The organism is Natronospirillum sp., assembly GCF_022565775.1.
Taxonomy (GTDB): domain Bacteria; phylum Pseudomonadota; class Gammaproteobacteria; order Pseudomonadales; family Natronospirillaceae; genus Natronospirillum.
The window spans coordinates 13,183-31,835 of sequence record NZ_JAIUMC010000007.1 but is presented as its reverse complement, the minus strand read 5'-3'; the positions used below and the strand labels follow the sequence as shown (position 1 = coordinate 31,835).

The 18,653-nt window shown below is 57.2% G+C and carries 16 protein-coding genes; 2 read left to right on the top strand and 14 right to left on the bottom strand.

The window, feature by feature from the left end:
• Positions 1-44 precede the first annotated feature (44 nt).
• Entirely contained in the window at positions 45-1,574 is a 1,530-nt protein-coding gene (locus LAT62_RS03170) for a VWA domain-containing protein (RefSeq protein ID WP_293378844.1), read from the top strand.
• A gap of 122 nt (positions 1,575-1,696) precedes the next feature.
• Here the strand turns inward: LAT62_RS03170 and LAT62_RS03165 are convergent, their stop codons facing one another.
• The 7 genes from LAT62_RS03165 to LAT62_RS03135 form a co-directional block, all read right to left on the bottom strand.
• Complete coding sequence (locus LAT62_RS03165; RefSeq protein WP_293378841.1) at positions 1,697-2,896, bottom strand: glycosyltransferase; 1,200 nt, start codon at positions 2,894-2,896, stop codon at positions 1,697-1,699.
• A 2-nt stretch (positions 2,897-2,898) separates the two neighbouring features.
• The gene (locus tag LAT62_RS03160) at positions 2,899-4,596 is read right to left on the bottom strand and encodes a FecR family protein (RefSeq protein WP_293378838.1); all 1,698 of its coding nucleotides are present in this window, start codon (positions 4,594-4,596) and stop codon (positions 2,899-2,901) included.
• Between the two features lie 17 nt (positions 4,597-4,613).
• On the bottom strand, positions 4,614-5,945 hold the full coding sequence (locus tag LAT62_RS03155; protein WP_293378835.1) for a surface lipoprotein assembly modifier: 1,332 nt from the start codon (positions 5,943-5,945) through the stop codon (positions 4,614-4,616).
• Between the two features lie 40 nt (positions 5,946-5,985).
• Positions 5,986-7,386, bottom strand: a complete 1,401-nt coding sequence (locus LAT62_RS03150) for a lipopolysaccharide assembly protein LapB (RefSeq protein ID WP_293378832.1) — start codon at positions 7,384-7,386, stop codon at positions 5,986-5,988.
• A gap of 73 nt (positions 7,387-7,459) precedes the next feature.
• Entirely contained in the window at positions 7,460-8,566 is a 1,107-nt protein-coding gene (locus LAT62_RS03145) for a hypothetical protein (RefSeq protein WP_293378829.1), read from the bottom strand.
• A 123-nt stretch (positions 8,567-8,689) separates the two neighbouring features.
• On the bottom strand, positions 8,690-10,198 hold the full coding sequence (locus LAT62_RS03140) for a FecR domain-containing protein (RefSeq protein ID WP_293378826.1): 1,509 nt from the start codon (positions 10,196-10,198) through the stop codon (positions 8,690-8,692).
• Positions 10,199-10,531: 333 nt separating this feature from the next.
• Entirely contained in the window at positions 10,532-11,032 is a 501-nt protein-coding gene (locus tag LAT62_RS03135) for a hypothetical protein (RefSeq protein WP_293378823.1), read from the bottom strand.
• A gap of 243 nt (positions 11,033-11,275) precedes the next feature.
• Here LAT62_RS03135 and LAT62_RS03130 point away from each other — a divergent pair, with 243 nt between their 5' ends.
• Entirely contained in the window at positions 11,276-11,767 is a 492-nt protein-coding gene (locus tag LAT62_RS03130) for a Crp/Fnr family transcriptional regulator (RefSeq protein WP_293378820.1), read from the top strand.
• Positions 11,768-11,789: 22 nt separating this feature from the next.
• On the opposite strand, the gene LAT62_RS03125 is transcribed toward LAT62_RS03130, so the two are convergent.
• The 7 genes from LAT62_RS03125 to LAT62_RS03095 all read right to left on the bottom strand — a co-directional run bounded on the left by LAT62_RS03125 (position 11,790) and on the right by LAT62_RS03095 (position 18,580).
• A complete protein-coding gene (locus LAT62_RS03125) occupies positions 11,790-12,494 on the bottom strand; it encodes a HAMP domain-containing sensor histidine kinase (RefSeq protein WP_293378817.1) in 705 nt (234 codons plus the stop codon).
• Positions 12,495-14,153, bottom strand: coding sequence for a response regulator (locus tag LAT62_RS03120; protein WP_293378814.1), 1,659 nt, complete (start codon positions 14,151-14,153; stop codon positions 12,495-12,497).
• A 61-nt stretch (positions 14,154-14,214) separates the two neighbouring features.
• Complete coding sequence (gene yfbR / locus LAT62_RS03115; protein WP_293378811.1) at positions 14,215-14,832, bottom strand: 5'-deoxynucleotidase; 618 nt, start codon at positions 14,830-14,832, stop codon at positions 14,215-14,217.
• 5 nt (positions 14,833-14,837) lie between these two features.
• Positions 14,838-16,115 carry a TRAP transporter large permease subunit gene (locus LAT62_RS03110; protein ID WP_293378808.1) on the bottom strand — a complete coding sequence of 426 codons (1,278 nt, stop codon included), beginning with the start codon at positions 16,113-16,115 and terminating at the stop codon, positions 14,838-14,840.
• Entirely contained in the window at positions 16,112-16,672 is a 561-nt protein-coding gene (locus tag LAT62_RS03105; RefSeq protein ID WP_293378805.1) for a TRAP transporter small permease, read from the bottom strand. Before LAT62_RS03105 ends, LAT62_RS03110 begins: the two co-directional genes overlap by 4 nt.
• Positions 16,669-17,685, bottom strand: a complete 1,017-nt coding sequence (gene dctP, locus LAT62_RS03100) for a TRAP transporter substrate-binding protein DctP (protein ID WP_293378802.1) — start codon at positions 17,683-17,685, stop codon at positions 16,669-16,671. Before dctP ends, LAT62_RS03105 begins: the two co-directional genes overlap by 4 nt.
• A 22-nt stretch (positions 17,686-17,707) precedes the next feature.
• Entirely contained in the window at positions 17,708-18,580 is an 873-nt protein-coding gene (locus tag LAT62_RS03095) for a TRAP transporter TatT component family protein (protein ID WP_293378799.1), read from the bottom strand.
• Positions 18,581-18,653 lie beyond the last annotated feature (73 nt).

Sequence of the window (18,653 nt, the reverse complement as noted above, 5' to 3'; positions counted from 1 at the left end):
AAGGGGACATTCAAGCAGCAACAAAAATGAGGGAAGGTAATCCCATGAATATCAGCAAACTGGCTCTTATACTCGCCGGGGCTGCAGTCGTCGCAGGCTGCAACAGTTCCGGTTCTTCTTCGGACGACGCGGATGAAATCGGCGGTATTCTGATCGCGCCTGAACAATCGGCTGACGCCGACGCAAACCTCCTTGAGCGAGCCCGGCTCATGGGTCGTTCGGATGACTCGTGTGACGGCAGCGTGCCCTCTGGCTACGAACGTATTGCCAACACAGATATCAGCTTTCTGGATGATGGAGGGTCGCAGGTTGGTGAAGACATAGCCTCTGATGACTGTGGCATATTCCGCACTGAAAACAGGCCGGATGCATCCCGTCTGGTTGCCGAGCCCGAAGGCCGTCGTCCGATCAGCACTGATGTCAATATGTTCCGTCGCTCAAGTGGAGACAGCGATGACGACATGGCCATCGTCAGCACCATATCGGAAGATGCGGAGTACGAAATACGTTCTCTTTTCCGGCAGAGTGATGGCCGTCTTGGCTTCACTGTATCGGATACCGAAACCGGGCGTCCGGTGATCGGCTTGCCGAGAGATGCGTTTACGCTGACTCATGAGTCGACTGATGTCCGGCTGGCTAATGTGACTTCGGCCCGACAGAGCCGCGAGGATGCATCGATCATGCTGGTGCTGGATGCCAGCGGTTCAATGAAGCCACCAATATCCGGCATTGTTTTCGAAGATGATGACGGCAACGACTACACTCGTTATCACGTCGCGCATGAGGCGTCGCATCTCTTCCTGAATGAAAAGAGCTCAGGTGATGAAGCGGCTGTCATGATATTCGACAATGAGGTTGACATTGTTAATGATAGCCTCCTTGAGGGAATGGATCTCAGGGACAGCGATGACGAGGAGACAGAATACACTTTCTCTGAGTCAGGGTTCACCAGTCAGGAAGAGGCACTGAGATTCGCTGTTGATCTTTATCTTCCCTACAGCAGCCTCTATCACAGTCCGTTTACCAACGGCACTGACTACCAACCCGAGCCACATCCGGCAACACCTGATATTTCCATTGCGAGCTCATACAACTGGGACGGTGCTACCGCCCTGTTCGGCGCTGTGGATCAGGCGGTGGATGCGGTTGCTGCTCGTTCCAACAGCCGCAAGGCTGTAGTGACAATGGGTGATGGGGAGAATAATCGGGCACCGCATAGTTCCCAGATCCCCATTGACAATGCCAGCAGCAAAGGGATCCCGGTTTACTCGATAGCTCTGGGTGTGACAGAGGGGTCGGGTGGTTACAATGACCTGAAAGCTCTGGCCGAAGAGACCGGTGGTGATTTCGTCCATGTCGAAGATGACGGTGCCGAGACTGAGCTCCTGAATGCCTTCGAAAGCATCCAGATCGGGCTGGTCTACCAGTACCTGGCAACTCTGGCCGACAATGACGATATCCAGGCCGGGGATCAGGTTGTACTGAAGCTTGAGTACAACGACCTCGAAGCCGAGCGTGCTTTCACTGTACCTACAATCGATAGCAACGGTGATGACGATGATGATGACGACTGATTCTTTCGGTCGATAGCAGCATCGTTATGAATGGGGCGCCTTCGGGCGCCCTTTTTTGTCTCTGGGTGCAGCCCTGAGTCCGACGTTTCGGCGTAAGCCATGCTCGGCGGCGCAGCCGCCTCTCACATCAAGGCACAGATCTCGTCGGCTATCTCGGCCATGATGGCAACCCCATCCGGATACTCGCTGATGATCTGCGCCATGCGCTGTGCTCCCTGCTGCCAAGGAGCGTCTTCCAGCATTTCCTGCAGCACCGTGAACCACTGTTCGCTGGTCCAGGCAGGATTGATCAGCCGACCACAGCGCTGTTGCACCAGACGCTGGGCCAGCATCATCTGCTGGTCGAATGGTGGCAACAGCAACAGCGGTTTGCCGGCGCGCAACACCTGGGCGACAAAGGCGTTGCTGGCATAGTTCAGGCCGATATCACAGGTCTCGGCGCCCCTCTCCAAATCAAGTGGCTGGTCCACAATCCGGACCCGCTCCGATGTCCAGCTTTTGCACTGAGCTGCCGTGCTGCCTCCGACATAGACCAGTGCCCGCACCGGCAAAGCGGACAGGCTTTGCAGCACGGTATACACGGCCGGATAGTCGGCGCGCAGATAGCCCAGAATTTTAGGACCGTCGCCCGCTGGCCAGTCGGGCCAGTAGCCTGTCCCGGGACTGAGAGGAAACCCGGTATAGTGTTCACCCTGCGGTCGTTCAGGATATTCATCCAGCTCGGGCATTGTGGTCAGAAAACGCCGTGGCCCTTCCAGCAGCGCCGAGACACTGTCCAGCGCCGGCTTCTGATGATCTGCCAGCAGGTGATTGACACTGCTCAATACCGCCCGTTCAACCTCGCGTAAACGCACCCGCGGCGGCGAGGGGCGCCACCACTTGAACGGTGGCATGGGTCGGGACAGCGGAGGCACATGAAACCCAACCCCGATCGGGCAGGCGGGCAGTCCGGCCAGGCGAGCAGCCAGCATGGCCGTCGGGGCGTGGTCGGCAATCAGGCAATCCGGTTTGATCTCGCCGATTTGGTCCAGCCAGGGTTGTACCGCAGCCGGCAAGGCAGTGTGATCGTCGTAGCCCAGGCCGCGCAGCAGATCTGCATAGTTGTACTGTGGTGCTTTGGGCGGGTCACGGTCAGGACGGGCCGGTGTTTTCGGGGCCGGCTTTACCGTCCACTGGCAGGCCATGGCGTTTGCTACCTTTGGTTCCCGAGCGCTGATCATCACTCGACAACCGCGCGCCATCAGTGCCTCTGCCAGAGACTCCAGGCGACGCACATGGCCCAGATTCAGACCCAGTTCCCAGACCAGCAGGACCGTGGGCATGGTCAGTTGGCCGGGCCATCTTCGGTGGTAATCAACTGGTTGCCCAGCAGCGTATCGATGACATCGCCATCTTCAAGCTGATCCAGCGTGAAGTAGAACAGAAAGCCATCCGCCGTTTCACCGATGAACTGGCCATTGAGCAGCCCTTCGAGATCCTCGGTGTTGGTGCCGTCCGTCCAGGTGCCTTCAAGGGGCAGTTCGAACAGGAACAACGAGTCCACGCTCGTCTGCGCCGTGTCGACATTGTAGGAAATCAGGGCCGTGACAATGTCCATTTCCACACCCGCTTCTATCGCTGCGAAGTCTACGGTCAGAACCATGGTCCATTCAATCAGGTCCAGTTCACCGTTCTGCGTGCTAATGATGAAATCCGGCCCCTGAAACTGGTCATAGGTCACGGTGCCATCCAGCGCCTGTAGTTGTTCGGGCGAGGTCAGGTCTTCACTATAAAAGAAAACAAAGTCGGGTTGGTTGGGGCTGCCGCTAAAGTTGATAGAGCCACCCTCACTGACGACATCGAAAAGGCCCTTGTTGGAAGATGTCCAGCGACCCCAGTCGACCGTTGAAGTGCCATCGAGTGAGGTCCAACTGCCTACACCTACCAGGTCGGCATCGGTATCCACGATGACGCTGTTATCGTCGTCGAAGAAGGCTTCGGTGACACTGCTGTCTGAAAGCGTGAAATTGCCTTCGCTGACCTCACTCTCCCGAATCAGGCCGGAGACTGTCTGAGTATTGCCATAGGCGGTGTAGGCAAACAGCCCTGACATGACTCGCGTTACCTCAGAGGGGTCTGGCTCATCCGGCTCAGGATCATCGCCATTGCCCGGCTCTGGCGTATCGCCGTTGTCATCTTCACCAATCAGTCCTGAAGTATCGAGGCCCGGCGTGATCAGCAGGTCGCGCTCGAGAGTGAGCTCCGATGGGTCATCCTCCAGTTCATCCGGCGCTTCGGAAAAGTCTTCCTGCCCTACGAGGTCGTCGTCCTCTCCATCGCCATTTTCGCCCCCTTCACTGCCGTTCAGAACACCTGGTGGAGGCCGAGGGATTGGCAGTGCAGGCGTATTCTGATCTGCCACGCCGAAAAACTGACCGGACTCGAAGTCCGCAGTGCCCGTCAGGTTGGTAACCGTAATGGCACCGTCGTTGACGCGGCCATACAGGCCTTCACTACCACCTGCCTCGATGCAGGCGGCCGCACAATATTGCAGTGCATAGTCGGTGCCGCGGATACCGATGCTGGCCGGTGCCGTATCCATCTGATAGCGATCACCGGCTTCCTGACCGATGCGGCCGCTGATGGTGCGCAGCGCACCGCGGGAGAACTCCAGCACCGCACTGCCTGGGGTCTCCTCGGTCGCTTCGGCATAGGCCTCGATATAGAGTTCGGAGTCGGGGCGCAGATCGAGCAGACCGTCGTCCACAAAGCGGATCTGCGCGCGTCCGTTGGCACCGGTGACCAAGGTGTCACCCACCAGAACGTCACTGCGCCGTTGCAGGCGACGCTCGGTTGCATCGGGGCGGATGGCAATGACTTCGCCAACGACAGAGACCACACGGCCCACCAGTTCTTCAGCCACAGTGGAGGCCGGCAGGGCGGCCAGCAGCCAGGTCACCAGCAACCAATGGCGCAGTTGTCGTCGATAGCCGGCGGCCGCAGTAGCAGCGCTGGCGGGAGTCGGAGCAGGATAGGGTATCATCAGGGTCGATCCTCCACTCAGAGCCGGTACTGGGCCTGAAGCTCAGCCACTGCGCGGTCGTAGGTATACAGGTCAAGGTTGCTGCGGTTGGTTCGATACTCCGCGCGCGGCGTCACCTGAACGCGTGGCATGGGCTGCCAGTCGGCTGCCAGGCTGAATTGCAGAAAGTCATCCACCCGTCGGTCGTTGTCGAACAGCGGATTGCGCCCACTGTATCGACTGTGGCGATACTGCACAGCGCTGGAAAGCCGCCAGGAAGGGTTGAGCTGCAGCCGACCCTGCACATTCAAACCGGTCTGCCAGCGATCCGTATTGGCCTCGGCGGCGGTGGTGGATCGACGCGCATCGACAACACCGGCAAACACCGAGGCATTGACCAGAGGAGACAGCGGGGCTCGCCAGGCATGAACCAGACCGACTGACCCGGATGCCAGATTGGCATCACTGTCGGGGCTGTCATCATGGCTCAGGTTGGCCAGTTCCAGGCCATAGGTAGCGAGCATGAACGGCGACAGTGACTGGTTCAGGCTGGCTGAGATACCCAGCAGATCCTGAAACGCATCGCCATCCAGATAGAAGCGCTGCGCCCGCAGCGCCACCTGTGGCACGATGCCGTCTCCCTGCCAGCGCCCACCCACGCGAGTGCCCAGACGCAGGGTATCGAAATCCGATTCATCCGGCTGCCGCCGCGCTGCCGCCTCGATCTGGCCAAACACCGTCCAGCGCTCGCCGACCGGATGGTCCACACGGCCATCACCGCGCAGGGTCAGAAACAGGTCGTCTTTTGCCTGGCTGTCGGCATCCAGTTGCAGATCGGCATCGAGTCCACCCAGTGTCACGCTGATCTGGTCACTGGAGGTGGCACTGTTCACATTGGTGTCATACCCGAGGCCGATACCCACTGACCCGCTGAATCGCGTTTCGCGACGAGCCGAGCGCTGCTCGATGCGTTGCAGATAGCGGTCTATGATCACGGATACAGTGGGGGGCGGGTCCTGCGCCTGCACCATTTCAAAATGGTAGGCAGCGCGGTCGAGGTCTCCGGCGAGAAAGTGGCCCCTGGCCAGTTCCAGGCGGGCACGGGCGAAACCCGGCCTCTGCATGACCACCCGTTCCAGCGCGAAAACCCCCTCGCTGAAATGGCCGGTTTCGATGGCGGCCATGCCATAGTACAGATCGAACTCTATCTCGCCTTCCCGATCAAACCGATGGTCCAGCGCCAACGCCCAGGCCTCGTCAAAGCGCTGCTGGTTGACCAACTGAGCGAGATCGCCGGTCACCGCGAATGCAGAGGAACCGAGCAGGCCTCCACAAAGAAACAGACAGAGCATCTGCTTTCGAATTGTCATCTTTGCTGCCTCGGCAGGGCGGGGCGACGGCCCCGAACAATCACCAGATATAGGCGGCGGTCAACTGCACTACGGGGCCGCTGTTATCATAAAGATCCAGGTTGCTGCGGGTAATTCGATAGCCCACGCTGGCCTGGGTGTACAGCCAGGGTTCCGGCAGCCAGATCGCATTGGGCAATACCGTGAAGCTGATATCGCGCCGCCGGTCTTCGTCACCAATTACCTGGTTGAACGGGTTGTCTTCCAGCCACTGGGTAATGGACAGGGACGGCGTTACGCCCAGCGTCCATTGCGGGTCCAGTACATACTGAAAGCGGTATTCCAAAGTGGTGTTGAACAGGTCACTGCGTTCTGCAGTAGTGTTCTCCGCATTTGATCCGGAGCGCAGGTTGTAATAGTGCTGCGCGGTGATCGTGCCCCGGTGACGCATCTGCCCGCCGTTGAACTGGGCACCGGCCGTAACCCGATTGATCCACTGTTCGTTGATCGGGCCATCCAGCGAGAAAATGGGCTCATAACGCAGAAAGCCCTGCACCGACTCGGCCAGCTCACGGTTGCCCTCGATACGGCCACGCAGTGACTGGCTCAGCAGGCGCACTTCCACCCCGGTGCTGAAGCCCCAGGTGGTGCGAGTGTAGTTGCGGAAGGCGCGCAGACCCAGATCAGGGTCGGCGAAATCCAGATCGCCGTTGGCTTCCAGACCACCGGACACCCGAATGCCCACACCATTGGTCACAAAGTTGCTGCGCCGGAATTCGCGTCGTACATCCACCTGACCGATAAGCCGGTAATCGCTGGCGTCATCAATACTGAAGCTGCCACCACCGAAGTCGACATCATTGCCATAGCTGCGACTCTGGTAGAGGCCCGTCAGGCTGGCGGTGCCGCGCCAGGCACCGGCCTCGTCACGCTCCCGCTGTTCGATGGCAGTCAGGTAGCGATTGATATTGGCCTGGACACTGGGGGGCGGACTGGAGGCCTGGACGCGCTGAAACTGGCTGCGGGCATCGTCCCAGCGGCGCAGTTCATAATAGGCCCGACCCAGTTCCAGCCGCGCGCGGCTGTTGGCGGGTTGCATGATGACCACACGCTCCAGCGGATAAACTGCGGCGGCAGGGTCATTATTGGCCAGGTTGACCAGGCCATATTGAAGGTCAAATGCCGGATCGCCTTCGTATTCGGCGCGCAGGTCTTCAGCGACCAGTGTCGCCTCACGCCAGCGGTTCTCTCGGGTGAGCTGCTGCAGACCTTCGAGGTTGCGCAGTTCCGGATCAACGCCGCTGATGGAGGTGGGCGCAGTGCTCAGGGTCGACTGACCCATTACAGGCGCCGCCCAAAGCAGCGCCAGAAAAACAAGGCCGAAAAGGGCGCACCGGCCCAGCGCGTGCGCTGGCCGGTGGCCAAACTCGGTGGGTGGTGCATTTGTGATGAGTAATTTCATGCAACGGCTTCTTTTTTATGTTCATAACAGGCCCCTCCATGGGCGCGTCTCTTCCCTTGGGTACTGCAAGTTATCAGTTACAGCTGGCCTGGCCGTTGTTCATCTGGGCCCAGGAGCTCTGGCCCTGACATACCTGTGATTGGTCGGACCGGCCGGTGATGGTTACTTGTTCACTCTCTGGGTCCGGGGAGTCGATCAAATTCGGGAAGGTATACACCAGCTCATTGTTACCACTGCGGATTTTCATTTCTCCCGCATGGGGGTAGCCAGGATCCTGAAAAGCGGCAAAGTCCTGAGTTGTTTCGATGGTCAGGCTGCCAGTCAGCTCGGAACTGTCGAAAGTGAAATCGACGGAACCCTCAGTCAATGGATTGCTGGCATTCGACTCATCAAGAGAAACCGAGAAACCGAAATTGTAGAAACCGAACCAGTCACCTTCTACATTTACGAAGAAATAGGGGCCTGAAACAGAGCTGCTGGTTGTTTTGGCAGCACAGTCCTCATCGGCAGAGAAGGTAACATCAGCTGCTATAAATACCGATTCAACTCGGTTGCCGCTGCCATCGTAAAATCTATACCAGAGGTCATCGGCTTTGAATGTGGCGCTGATACTTTCGTCCGTGCATGTGTCCGAAATGGCGTTATCAAGGTTGCCGCTGGATGCAGCTACACTCAGACCGCCAGTGATCCGAATTTCGCCCTCGCTCCCCAAATCTGTCCTACAGTTGCTGAAGTCCAGGCTGACCAATGTGTCTGTTTGGCTGTAGCTAGCGCTGCCAGTCTCACATAGCTGTTCGAACATGTCCCCAAAATTGGGCTCTTCTCCATTGCGTGCATACAGATTGCGTTGACGTTGCTCATTGACCAGTTCGATCTGCGTCATCAGCTCGGTGAAAAGGACGCCTGCGTTGTTCGAGGGCTGACTGCTCCGAGCTTCGAGTGTTGTAGCAACTATTGGTAAGTCGCCGACACTTGATCCTCCGGGCAGATCACCGCCAAGACTCCCGGCAAAAAGTTGGCTCAGCTCGGCGGCATCAGTACTGGGATTAAGTTCCATTCCACTGCGTGCCGATGTTCTTTTTTCAGGGGAGTTTGAACCGCCGGAGCCGGAGTCACTGTTACAGCCGACAATGGCTACTAAAACGGCCCCAGAAAGAGACATTAGCGCCAATTTGTTCATTGTATCTTCCTCTTGATATGCACAGGGTCCTTCGACCCGATTTCCATAGGGTGCTATCGTAAGGCCTGATCGATAGCGTTATAAAACGTGTTGTCCAGTCTGGTGCCGTGAGGCGAGACTGAGTTATGGGCCCTCTGGGGCAATAATAATGCCGCTCGCAGAATGTCCGTCGGGATCATCTGCACTAGCTGAGAATGTCCCGAGAAAGTAGTAGCCATTGTCAAACCGAAATACGCCACTTACATCTCCTGTCAGGTCATATTCTTCGGGTCCTAATTCCCAGGTCCCGGCAAAATCGTCGATATTCAGCGTGCCGGCATCAATAAGTTGGCCGCCGCCAGAAGTCATGCTCCAGCTCAAATCGCCAGTATTGATTTCCAGAGTTCCAAATTGCACTTCTCCTGTGCTGCTGATGCCCATCTCCAGAAGGCTATTGCTCAGTAACTGTGTCCCATCCATCATGGTGCCCATGAATTCGCCAGACTGAGAGCTGAAAAATATCTCCTCAGTAAAGCCGTCAATCGAAGTATCCGCCGGCACCTGCATGACCCAGAGCTGATCAAGCTCTTCATAGTCATCCCTGACAGCGACTTCCAGCCCGCTGTCCCAGTAACCCCAGAACCAACCCTGTGTATTGCCTTCAGAGTCGCAAAAGATTTCTGGATCTTGTAAGCCTTCGCCACAGAAAACTATTTCCAACTCTGGGTCGTCCGAGAATCGAATGACCTGAAACGCCTCTTCATAGCCGTCAGACAGGTCCGGATAGTCGGGGTAGAGCAGGGCATAGATGCCGTCTTCCGGAGTGTTGGCGAATAGACCGAACTGGGAACCGAAAGAGCCAGAAGCTGCCGTCAGAAACACCTGTGACTCGACGGCAGCCTCTACAATAGCCTCCGGCAGCCGGGCATCGGTCAGCCCGTTCTCATCGACATCGCTTTCCGAGACGCTGTCATCGCGCAGATCGGCCAGGCTGACATCACCTGTGATAGTCTCGTCGTCCGGGGTGGTCGAAGGCGCCGGTGCGGACGAGGCGGTGTCACCTTCGTTGTCTGCCGTGCCTTCATCAGACTCTTCATCGTCGTCTTCTTCGCGCACCAGTTGTTCATCCAGCAGGGCCTGACGAAGCTGTGGTGGTGGCGTCAGCAGTCCCTGCGGGGGCAAGTTGTCCTGCGCCTGGCCGTGGCGAAAGGCTTCATCGGTGCCGAGCGGAATAGAGCCGCCATCCGAACCCAGATTTATCGCACCGGAATTGATGGAGGTGTAGGTGGTGTTCGAGCCTTCTTCATAGAGAGCGGCATAGCCGGTGCCGCGAATACCGATGGAGGCATTGCTGGTGCGCAGCTGGTAGGCGTCTTCATCACTGTCCCCAAAGCGCCCGGTCAGTGTGCTCAGGGTGCCGCCAACCAGTTCCATCAGTACGCGGGATTCTTCGTCATCCAGATCGTCCTGATAGATTTCGAGCACTATGTCGGTGTTGCTGCGCAGGTCGAGCAGAGCGTCATCTACCATGCGCACCTGCAGGCGGCTGTCCGGGCCGGTGCTCAGCTGGTCGCCAAGCATGACCTCGCTGCGGCGCGCCAGCTCGCGCTCGGTGCCGTCTTCGCCGACAGCGATCACATCACCACGGCTCATGATAACGGTGCCAATGCTGGTAGCCTGTGCGAGGGGAATCAGGAACACAACCAGCATTGGCAGAAGGGTTTTGCACAGCATGCCGGAGCGACAGCCGCTCGGCTGGGGGACAGGAGAGCTCCCTGATCGATGGGTGAGCGGCAAGACGACATCCTCCAGAAAACACAATTCTTACTGTTTTTATTGCGGCTCTGCCTTGCGGCTTGGGGTGCAATACCTGTATCTAAGCACAGAGCGCTTACAATTGACTTACATTTTAAGGTGAATTTGTAATTTTTTGCATCGTTTTCATTGCTCAGGGCATCAGCGCTAGTGCTGATGCCCTGATGCGTTTCAGTCGGTACACTCCGCGGCACGGAAGTTGGCCGGATCAATGTTGACTTTGGGACCGTATTCCTCTTCCCAACCGTTGCCATAGTCCATGATCAGGCGGTTGTTCTCGAAGCGAGCCTCGAACTCGGCGAAAGACATATCGCTGTAGAAGGTGTTGCCACCCCGATGTTCTATCTCGTCCCATTCCCAAATGTCGTAGCAGTTTGGCCCCTGATGATAGCTGTCGCCCTGGTAGTCATGTTCCCAGACGGTGCCATCGGCGGCGATTTCAATATAGATCTCGTCGATAATGCCGCCACCTTCATCATAGAAGTCTTCATAGACGCCGACGATATCGCTCAGGCTGGTGATGTTGCCACTTACATTGATTGTGGCACCACCACTGACGCCTCCACCTCCACCGCCGCCACTTGAATTGCCATTGCTGCTGTCATCACAAGCCGTCAGCAGACACAGTGCGGCCCCGAGCAAACCAATTGGTAAACCCTGTTTCATGTTCATCGTTTTGTTCTCTGTTCCATTAGGTAGGTGCCGGTTCGCATGATCGACGACGCCGGTACGTCGGGCGGGGATCAGTCATTTGGCTATTCGATTACAGCACCGGCGACTTACAGATGACTTACAGTTTTGACGTATTTCGGATTTTTTTTGCGGTGATCGCAGTATTTTGTGAAAACTGTCCGCTTTACGGGCAATTCAGGTGCTAGACTTTCGGCAATCAGCAGCGGGAAGAGGCGCATCATCATGCAGGTTGTCGATCACCTGAGTCGTGAAAAGCAGTTGGAGATATTGGCCAAGGCGGACTTTTTCTCCCGGTTTTCCGATGACGAGAAGAAGATTCTGCTGATGCATGGCCCTGAGCTGCTGGCGTTCAAGGAGGGTGAATGGATCATCATGGAGGGTGACGACAAGGACTCTTCTCTGTATGTGGTGCTCAACGGGCTGCTGAGTGTCTGGAGCGAAGGTGAAAAGGTGGCCGATATTGGCCGAGGCCATTGCTTTGGTGAGGTGTCCTTCTTGCGTCCTATACCCCGTACCGGCTCGGTACGCTGTGAATCCAGGGCGGCAATATTCCGTCTGAAGCGCGAGCATATGAACCGATTGCCGGTCACCGCGCGGGAAAAAATAAAAGACAACCTGATTGCCATACTGCTGAACCGGGTTACACAGGGCGTTCAAACCGGGGAACCCGCCAGTGCACCCGATGGGAAGGACCTGTGGGAAACCAAATCCTAGAATTCGACACTGCTCTGAGCCACTAAGGCAGCCAAAGAGCAAACCGGGCCCCGCCACCTTCCTTGTTGACGAGTTCGATGCGACCCGTCTCGCCCGTGTCCGAGTTATGGTGCAGGCGGGCTATGCCATCGGCAAAATAGATACCCAGCCCGGTGCTGCTGGTTCTGACACGCAGACTGGCATCCGGCTCAAGACAGTTGAGCAGGGCATCGGGATAACCACTGCCGTTGTCGTCAATGGCAATGCACAACTGATCGTTTTCCACGCGGGCAGATAGCCCGATCCAGTCTTTGGTGTAGCGGATGGCATTGGTCAGTATGTTGGTCAGTACATGATCGGCCAGGCTGGCATCCATGACCCAGGTCAGCTCTTCGTCTTCGCAGTCGATGTCGAGAGTGATCTTCTGCTGTTCCAGATTGCCTGCATAGCGGGTAGCGGCCTCTTCCAGCACATCCATGACCAGCGTCTCTTCCAGACTGGGGTGCAGCAACTGGTTGTCGATGCGATAGACCCCCAGCATATGGCTCAGCCCGCTGTTGATGCGGTTGCTTTCCAGCAATATGCGGTTCAACTTGTCGGCAGACCCGGGGTCGGTATCGCGCAGGGTGGCGGTAACTTCTTCAATCTGCGCGCTGATCAGGCCCAGGGAGTTTTTGACATCATGGACAGTGGAGGCCAGAACGGCCGTCATGTCGAGCGGGTCTGCAGGCTTCTGTGGGTCGGCCATTCAACTGTTCTCCTTGAGCAGGTCCAGGCGCTTGCACAGCGCCTGGTAGCGGTCGTACTGATAGTGGTCCTGCGGCAGATAGGTCAGACGCCGCAGATAATGCTCCATGTTGTAGATATGCTCGGCTTCCGGCTCGGCGCGATACAGCTTGAAATAACCCTGCACGATATTGAGGATGAGTCCGGGATGCCGCGGTGAATACTCGAGAGCACGGGTAAAATGTTTCAGTGCATCCCGGAACTTGCCATCCCGGTAGGCCTCGTTGCCGGCCTTGTTGTGCGTAGCCGCGCGCTTGCGGGATTTTTCCGACACCGGTTCGCTTTGCAGCATCAGCAGTTTCTGCTGGAAGGGCAGGTCGGTTTCATGCTGCTTGCGCAGCGCATCGACCCAATCGTCGCCCTGTTTCTGTTTTTCGAAGCGATAGAATTCACTGGCGACTTCCAGGGCGAAGGGCTGCCTGATGTCTTCGATATGACGCATGGACAGGTCGAACACCTTGTCGATCTCGACATCACGCGCTGTTTCGAGGCCCTGAATGTCCAGTGATTCCGCCTGAATCAGACGACTCTTGATCTGCAGGGGCACATTTTCCGGAAACCGCTGGGTCAGCCGCTGTGCGACCTGCTGCGCCTGTCGCGAGGCATTGCGCAGATCCTTGTCGGCGCCGCGGCGGGCTGCCGTGTTCAAGGTGTCGGCGAGGTTGATGTAGTTGTCCGGTGTATCGTGGCGGGTATTGCTGGCCAGGGTGAGTGCTTCCCGATAGGCCTTGGTGGAGATCACATAGTCATGCTGCTCCTTGCTGATCTCGGCCAGACGGCGCTGACGCTCGAGACGACGCGGTGACACTCTGACCGCATTCAGCAGCGCCTGCTGGGCTTTCTCTGTCTGCCCCAGTTCCATATAGCAATCGGCCAGACTGTCATAGGCCGCGACATTGTTGGGGTTGGTATTGACCACCTCCATCAGCAGGGCAATGGCAGGATTGTAGCGGCCATGGTGCATCTGGATGCGGGCTTTTTCATACAGGGCCCAGTCTTGCTGGCGTTTCTCCAGCACTTCATCCAGCAACTGTTCGGCGCGCGTCAACTGCTTTTGTTGAATAAGGGCATTGATCAGTATGCGTCTGGCCCAGGCCCGGTAACGCGGCTGGGTTTCGATGACCCCTTCACAGGCGGCCAGCAGGGCGCTGTGATCATCGGTGTCCATGGCGCTCAGCAGGGGTTCGAGTTCGTTGATCCGCCGCACCAGCTTTTCCAGGCGCAGCTTGAAAGTATCGAAAGCAAACGGCTTGGCGAGGTAGTCGTCAGGCTGGTATTCCACTGCCCCCATCACCATGTCACGCGATGTTTCTGCCGTGATGATGATCCACTGTGTCATGCGGGTTATGGCGCCGGTGGTACGCATTTCCTCAAGCAGTTGCTGGCCGTCCTGGCCCGGGCCGAGGTTGAAATCACAGATGACCATGTCGAACTGGCGGTCTTTCAGCAGTTTTTTGGCCTGCACGGCGTTGGCGGCTTCAAAGATGTTTTCGATGCCGAGTTGGGTCAGCATGGTGCGCACGGATTTGCGGGCGCTGGGGAAATCATCCACCACCAGAAAAGTCATCTTGTAGAGCGGTTTGAGCTTCTTCGATTTTTCTGCAGGCAATGTTTCAGTCAAGGGTGCAGCTCGCGGTTCGGTGAGTCAGGGTCAGTGTAGGCATTGGGTGGCGGTATTGCCGCTATTTTTTCAGTCCAATGGAGCGATCATGGTAGTTGAGCATGTCATCCAGGGTCAGGGTATAGGCTTCCACGAAATGGCTCATGAAATAGTCGACCTCCGGAGCGCCGGTATCCCGGATGCGGTTTTCTATCTGCGTGAAGGCACTCGAAAATTCGGTGTTGCCGGCCCTGATTTCGGCCTCGCATTTCAGATAGGCACTGATCAGGTCCGCATACTTGACGATGCGCTGCTGTTCTTCCGGGATATTTTCGTGCAGCAGCAGGTTTCTGAAGTCGGGCTGCAGTGATTCGGGCAGCATGCCGAGAATATCCCGTTCGGCTTCTTCTTCGATGGCCTTGTAGGCCTGGGTGATGGTCGGAGAGTGATACTTGATGGGCGTCGGCATATCACCGGTGATCACTTCACTGACATCATGATACAGGCCCAGCACGGCAATACGCTCGGCATCCAGATTGCCGTCAAAATGGCGATTGCTGATCACCGCAAGCGCGTGGGCAATGGTGGCCACCTGCCAACTGTGCTCCATCACGTTTTCTTCCACCACGTTGCGTTTCAGGCCCCAGCGTCTGATCCAGCGCAAACGGTTCAAGTAGGCGAAAAAATGACTCAGTTTCATAAGCGTCAGCGTACCAGAACGAGACTGAACCAGGGTACATAGGTAACCAGGAGCACTACAGCCAGCAAAACCAGCAGGAACGGCCAGGTAGCCCGGTACAGCTCGGTAATGGGTTTCTTGAACCGGTAGCTGGCAATAAACAGGTTCATGCCTACCGGCGGAGTAAAGTAGCCGATCTGCATATTGGCGACGAAAATAATGGCCAGATGAATGGGGTCGATACCGAACTGCATGGCAATCGGCAGAATCAGCGGGGCCATGATCACGATGGCGGCAAAGATATCGAGAAAGGCCCCCAGAACCAGCAACAGCAGATTGAGCAGCAGCAGAAACAGCAGTGGGCTGTCGACATGGGTGCTGATCAGCTCAAACAGCATCTCCGGGATGCCCAGGTCGATCAGCAGATTGGTAAAGGCCATGGCCGCACCCAGAATCAGCAGAATGCCGCCGACCATGATCATGCTTTCCCGCATGGCGCGGACCAGTGCTTTCCAGCCTACTTCGCGATACACCAGCGTCTCGATGATCAGGACATACAGGGCGGTGATCGCAGCCGCCTCCGATAGCACCAGTACACCACTGAAGATACCGCCCAGGATGATGACTGGAATCAGCAATTCCCAGAAGGACTCCTTGAGCGCCTGAATGGCCTCGCGGGCCGCAAAGGGCGTCAGCTCAATGGGCTGTGCCCGATTGGCCCAGAGACCATAGCCATACAGCGCGAATATCATCAGCAATGCGGGAATCAGTCCAGCCAGGAACAGGTCGACGATATCCACTCCGGGAATGTTCATCTGCTGGGCAACAATACCGAACAGAATCAGCGGAATGGCGGGCGGCAACAGAATGCCCAGGCTGCCCGACGTTGTGACCAGCCCGAGGCTGAAACTGTCGTCATGATGGCTTTCTTTCAACGCCGGGTAGAGCAGTGCACCCAGAGCGATGATGGTGACCCCTGAGCCCCCGGTGAGCATAGTGAAAAAGGCACAGGCCAGCAGCGCAATCAGAATCATGCCACCCGGCATCCAGCCCAGAATGGCGCGGGAGGTCCTCACAACCCGTTGCGCGGTATTGGCTTCGCTGAGCAGGTAACCGGCAAAGGCAAATAGCGGCAGGGCGACCAGCACGGTTGAGTCGGTGAGCCGATACAGTTCTATGCCGATGACGATCAGATCCAGATCAGACAGCGAAAAACCGACACCGGCCACAGTCAGCAGAACAAGAAACAGCGGCATGCCAAGGACAGCAATAATCAGAACGCCGAACCAGATGGCCATATTCATGGAGCCGGATTCCTCTTGTCCGTGGCCTGAATAGCATCCTCAGTGGGCAGGGCAATGGGCACCAGAACCGGAAACAGCACCATCCAGGCATAGCGCAACGCCATGATGCCAAAGGCTATCGGCATGATGATCTGTACCACCCAAACCGGTATGGAAGCCACGGTGGCCGCACTCCAGGCACGCTCGTCTTCCACCAGACGCCAGGTATGCCAGCTCAACAGGGCCAGAAGCACGCTGCTGCAAAGCGCAATAAAGCGTTTCACCAGCCGGCCCAGCCAGAGCGGGAAAAACTGCGAAGCCAGATCAATCTTGATGTGATTGTCTAGCCGGGTGCCTACCATGGCACCGAGCAGGGCTATCCAGAGAACAGCAGCACGGTTTAACGGATCTATCCAGGGCAACGTATAGCCCATCACATTGCGCAACATAATCTGGTAGACGGCCAGCACCATCATGCCGAGCAGCACCAGCACCAGGGCGCCGTCTTCCAACCGATATACCCAGCGCTGAACAATGCGCAGCAACGCGCGCGCTGTGTGCAGGTGAGATGAGTTCATCGACTGTTCTGGCGGAAGTCTTCCAATGCCTCGATCAGCCGGTCATGCCATTCACGGCTGAACTGCCCCTCGCGAATCAGCGCCGTGTGCGCTTCGTCAGCCTTATCTCGCACCGCCGCTCTTTCATCATCGGACAGTTCCACTTTTTCGAGGCCCTGGTTGAGCAGCGCATCGAAGGCGGCTCGGTTGTTCTGGCGGGCATTGTCATCTATGCGCCGTGTGGTTTCGCCCAGCACACGATTGACGACTTCCTGGTCTTCGGCAGACAGGCGAGACATATAGCGATCATGGATGTAGAGGGTGGCAAAGGTATAGATCAGCGGCATGTCGGTGACATAATCGACGCGGGAGAACCACTGTAGTGTCAAGGCTGCGGTAGGAGGAGCCATAATGGTGTCAACCACCCCGGTTTGCAGCGAGGTCAGCACTTCCGAAATGTTCAGGGTTGTGGGCGATACGCCAAAGGAACGTGCCACCTGGATGGAAAAGTCGTCGTTTGCCGGCAGCCACACCCGGGCCTGCCGCAGATCTTCTACTGAGCGCATGGGCTGCTTGCTCATGACATAGGCAAAACCACCGTCGATAAAGCCGAAGGTATGCAGCCCCTGGTCACGCAGACCCTGTGCCATGTCGTCTTCGAAAACGTCGCGCAGGTGGTCGACTTCTTCATAACTCTCGATGATAAACGGTACATTCAGAATCTGAACATCCTGGAAAGAGCTCGCCAGCGCGCCAGTCTGCACCAGTGCACCATGCACCTGGCCGGCCCGTATGCGCCGCTCGACCGCCAGATCATCGCCCATGACACCACCCGGGAACAGGCGCAGAGAGACGCGCCCGTCGGTTTCGGCGCTGAGCTGTTCGCTGGCCTGACGCAGTGCCCGCACTTCGCTGGTGCCGTCAGGCAGCAGGGTCGATATGCGCAACTCCATGGCCAGCAGGCCAGCGGACGTCAGGAGCAGGCTGATGAACAGTGCCGTACTTGCAACAAAGGTCGGTAGATTCTTTTTCATGCCGGAGTCTCCTCGTCCATGGTCAGAAGAAATAATCATTACTGGTCGCCAGCAGCTCCCTGGCCAGCGATTGCGCATAAGCGTTTTGCAGTGTCAATTGGCCCTGACTGGGGTCTGCCGCCAGAACCTGCTCCAGCAGGTCGTCATGCAGCTCCTGATCAAACATCAGGCGGGCGTACTCCTGAGCATAGAACACTTTGACGATCAGGTTGCGTCCGCGTGACAATGTGATGGCTCTTTCGAAGTATTCGCGTGCCACTTCCGGCTGCCCGCCCAGAGCCGGTGGCAGAATGCTGGCAATTACGCCCAGGTAGAGTTCTCCCATGGCATGATTATAGCCAGGGTAGAGTTTGACCTGCTGTTCCAGCAGACGCTGTGCCTTGGGCAACTGCGCCACCGCATTCCAGTCATCGCTGTGCGCCTGGATATAGCCGGCCCAGATGGAGCCCAGCAAATAAAGCATCGGGGCATCACGTTCGCGGTCTATGCCGTCAATTGTCTGCTCGGCGACACTGACCCGTTGTTCGCGAATGTCGCACAATGACCTGATTTCCCGACACGCTGCGCGGGTTGCCAGGTCGAGCGCCTTGGCGCTGTAGCGCTTCTGGCGCTCTTCGCTTTCCATGAAGACACCGGCATAGGCACTGTTGAGTTCCGCTGCAGTGCTCAATACCCGGACGTTTCGAGGGTAGGTTCGGACCAGGCCATCCATGGTGAGCAGATAGGTCGGAAGGCCGTCTTCGACCAGTTCAAGGTCGTCACTGCTGAGGATCTCGGCAGACAGATTTGAAGGAATGCGGAATGTCGCGCACCCGGTCACAAACAGAAGCAGGATCAGAGCTAACCCGAATCGTTGCAGCACATTCGCCTTCCTGAATGCTCGTCTATCATCCATGCTGTCCCACCGGCAGTCCATTGTGGACGGCTTGCACCGTCTGGTGTGACTACTATCCCTGATTCACTGTGAA

What these genes read in the sequence shown, in the direction of transcription:
- LAT62_RS03125 (WP_293378817.1), bottom strand. Translation starts at nt 12,494, where the DNA reads ATGGCCGACCCACAGAAGCCTGCAGACCCGCTCGACATGACGGCCGTT.
- LAT62_RS03165 (WP_293378841.1), bottom strand. Translation starts at nt 2,896, where the DNA reads ATGCCCACGGTCCTGCTGGTCTGGGAACTGGGTCTGAATCTGGGCCAT.
- LAT62_RS03140 (WP_293378826.1), bottom strand. Translation starts at nt 10,198, where the DNA reads ATGAGCCGTGGTGATGTGATCGCTGTCGGCGAAGACGGCACCGAGCGC.
- LAT62_RS03130 (WP_293378820.1), top strand. Translation starts at nt 11,276, where the DNA reads ATGCAGGTTGTCGATCACCTGAGTCGTGAAAAGCAGTTGGAGATATTG.
- yfbR (WP_293378811.1), bottom strand. Translation starts at nt 14,832, where the DNA reads ATGAAACTGAGTCATTTTTTCGCCTACTTGAACCGTTTGCGCTGGATC.
- LAT62_RS03170 (WP_293378844.1), top strand. Translation starts at nt 45, where the DNA reads ATGAATATCAGCAAACTGGCTCTTATACTCGCCGGGGCTGCAGTCGTC.
- LAT62_RS03160 (WP_293378838.1), bottom strand. Translation starts at nt 4,596, where the DNA reads ATGATACCCTATCCTGCTCCGACTCCCGCCAGCGCTGCTACTGCGGCC.
- LAT62_RS03095 (WP_293378799.1), bottom strand. Translation starts at nt 18,580, where the DNA reads ATGGATGATAGACGAGCATTCAGGAAGGCGAATGTGCTGCAACGATTC.
- LAT62_RS03135 (WP_293378823.1), bottom strand. Translation starts at nt 11,032, where the DNA reads ATGAACATGAAACAGGGTTTACCAATTGGTTTGCTCGGGGCCGCACTG.
- LAT62_RS03150 (WP_293378832.1), bottom strand. Translation starts at nt 7,386, where the DNA reads ATGAAATTACTCATCACAAATGCACCACCCACCGAGTTTGGCCACCGG.
- LAT62_RS03105 (WP_293378805.1), bottom strand. Translation starts at nt 16,672, where the DNA reads ATGAACTCATCTCACCTGCACACAGCGCGCGCGTTGCTGCGCATTGTT.
- LAT62_RS03110 (WP_293378808.1), bottom strand. Translation starts at nt 16,115, where the DNA reads ATGAATATGGCCATCTGGTTCGGCGTTCTGATTATTGCTGTCCTTGGC.
- LAT62_RS03145 (WP_293378829.1), bottom strand. Translation starts at nt 8,566, where the DNA reads ATGAACAAATTGGCGCTAATGTCTCTTTCTGGGGCCGTTTTAGTAGCC.
- dctP (WP_293378802.1), bottom strand. Translation starts at nt 17,685, where the DNA reads ATGAAAAAGAATCTACCGACCTTTGTTGCAAGTACGGCACTGTTCATC.
- LAT62_RS03155 (WP_293378835.1), bottom strand. Translation starts at nt 5,945, where the DNA reads ATGACAATTCGAAAGCAGATGCTCTGTCTGTTTCTTTGTGGAGGCCTG.